This is a genomic window from Microcystis sp. LE18-22.4A, assembly GCF_027531105.1.
GTDB lineage: Bacteria > Cyanobacteriota > Cyanobacteriia > Cyanobacteriales > Microcystaceae > Microcystis > Microcystis aeruginosa.
Genome location: NZ_JAPZRB010000574.1, coordinates 1 through 2,208 on the forward strand (window position 1 = coordinate 1; position 2,208 = coordinate 2,208).

Below are 2,208 nucleotides of genomic sequence, written 5' to 3' on the forward strand. Positions count from 1 at the left end.
TGTGGGAGAGATAGGGGGAAAATTCTGGGACTTTTTCTCTGAAAATTAGGTAATTGACCAGATGAGAATCGGTAAAACCCTACACCCCACACCCCACACCCCACACCCTGTCCCCACGAAAAACTTTTTCAGCAGACCCTATCTAAGATTGTTTTACAGTTAGGACATTGATGAGTTCTAGTACTTAATGTTTTTTGAACTATCGTACCACAAACTGAACAATCTTGGCTAGTAAAATGGGGAGGAACAGCAACACAAACAATCCGATAAATCTTGGCAAAAAATTCAAACCATTCGGTGAATTGATACCAAGAAGCATCAGAAATCGACTTGGCAAGTTTACGGTTTTTGACTAAGTTTCTTACCTTTAAAGCTTCATAGACTACCAGATCATTAGACTGGACTAACGCCAAAGCGTCTTTAATTGCTTTGTCTTTACGTTGTCTTGATACTTTAAGATGAAGCTTGGCTACCTTTACCCGTTGCTTATGATAGTTTTTAGACTGTTTCTTTCCTTTACGGAATTTCTTAGATAATCGTCGTTGTGCTTTTTGAAGTCGTTTTTCTGACTTTCTTAAATAACGTGGATTCTCTACAGTATTGCCTTGAGCGTCGGTATAAAACTCTTTTAAACCTAGGTCAATTCCTGTTATTTGTCCCGTTGGTTTATGGTATTCTTGCCGTTCTACATCAATTAAAAACTGGCAATAATAACCGTCAGCACGTCTAACAACTCTTACCCGTCTAATCTGTTGCTCTGAATAATAAACTAATGTCTTTTGATTACACCATAAATCAAATTCTCCTGCTTTAAAACCGTCAGTGAACTTGATTTTACGTCGGTCATCAGATAGTTTGTAGCCTGTTAGTTTGTATTCTGGTCGGATTTCATCCCCCGCAAAGGTGAGTATCTTGTCGAAAAATGTAGCGGGGGCATTCATCCGACATTTTAGGTAATTTCCCCTACAGCCCTATTCCTATCTATTCCTGATTTTCCAGATAATTACGGATTTGTTCTAGTTTAGCCAGGGCTTTTCCTGACTGTAAACATTGTTGTGCTTGCTGGAAACCGGTGGGGATATCCGGGGCAATTCCACAGCGCCAAAGATAAAAACCACCGTTAAAAATTGCCGCATCGGTTAATTCATTGTTTTCTCCGGCTAATAAACCCTTTAATTTAGCGGTGAGCATCTCTAAAGATTCGAGAGGATAATCCGAGGGACAGAAGCCATAATCGCGAGGATTTAGGAAAAATCGCTGAAAGGAAGGGGGATCGGTGGGATTTCCCAGACCAATAATCGCCGTCCGATTACAGGCTAAATCACAACTCCCCTCTAATCCTTTCACGGTGGTGAAGTGAGAGATATTTCTCAGAGCGAAAGTTTCGCGAAAACGATCTTCGGTGGGGGGATGAACAAAACCCGATATCTGATGAATATTACCCACAAAAGGCGACCAGATTAACTCTACCGTAGCCATGGGCGGACGTTTACCGATTTGCTCCCGATAGGTAACAAAATTCTCTACTAGGGGAAAATGGCGCGGAATATAGAAAAAAGTCAATCCTGTGGTGATTAAACAGTCTTTCACTGCTGCTAAGGATAATTGACTAAAATCTGCTCCTAATTGCTGCCAGATTTCCCTCAGGGAAATGCCGTATTTAGTTGGCATTCGATCGCCCCCATGCAGGACTACGGGAATCCCCGCCAACCCTAAGATTAAAGTAGTGATCGGAGTAACCGGGGCAGTGCGAGAGCGTCCATCGTAGGGATTGCCAAAAATAGTGATCGGATGCTGAAAAGAGGCTGATTCTAGGGTTATTTGCGGGCCAAGCTCGGCGTAGGCATCAAGCATTCCCGCTAACTCATCGCTGGTGGGGCGTTTAATGCGATGGGCAATCATGAAAGCACCGATTTGGGCCGGGGTTGCCTCTTGGGTTAACATCATCTTGGTGGCCATTGCCGCTTCGGGACGGGTTAAATTTTTGCCCGTATGGGTGCCACTACCGATCGCTTTTAATAATTCTCGAAAAGTATCACTCATCTCAAGGAAAAAAATAAAGAGTAAATAGGGTTTGCTGAATAAATCTAAAAACCTTGTTGGATAAGACTTTTAGACTTGTTTTCCCTCAAAAAGTGCCGACCTTTGGAGTGATTGGGGGGAAAATTCCGGGACTTTTTCCCTGAAAATTAGGTAATTGACCACCTG

The 2,208-nt window shown here is 42.6% G+C and carries 1 protein-coding gene and 1 pseudogene; both read right to left on the bottom strand.

Translation table 11 applies throughout. The annotated features are described in order from the left end of the window. Window positions 1–137: 137 nt before the first annotated feature. Window positions 138–878 (bottom strand): annotated as a pseudogene (locus tag O9295_RS24715) (RNA-guided endonuclease InsQ/TnpB family protein); the annotation flags it as partial. 103 nt (window positions 879–981) lie between these two features. Next, the gene (locus O9295_RS24720; RefSeq protein WP_147073673.1) at window positions 982–2,043 is read right to left on the bottom strand and encodes an anthranilate phosphoribosyltransferase family protein; all 1,062 of its coding nucleotides are present in this window, start codon (window positions 2,041–2,043) and stop codon (window positions 982–984) included. Window positions 2,044–2,208 lie beyond the last annotated feature (165 nt).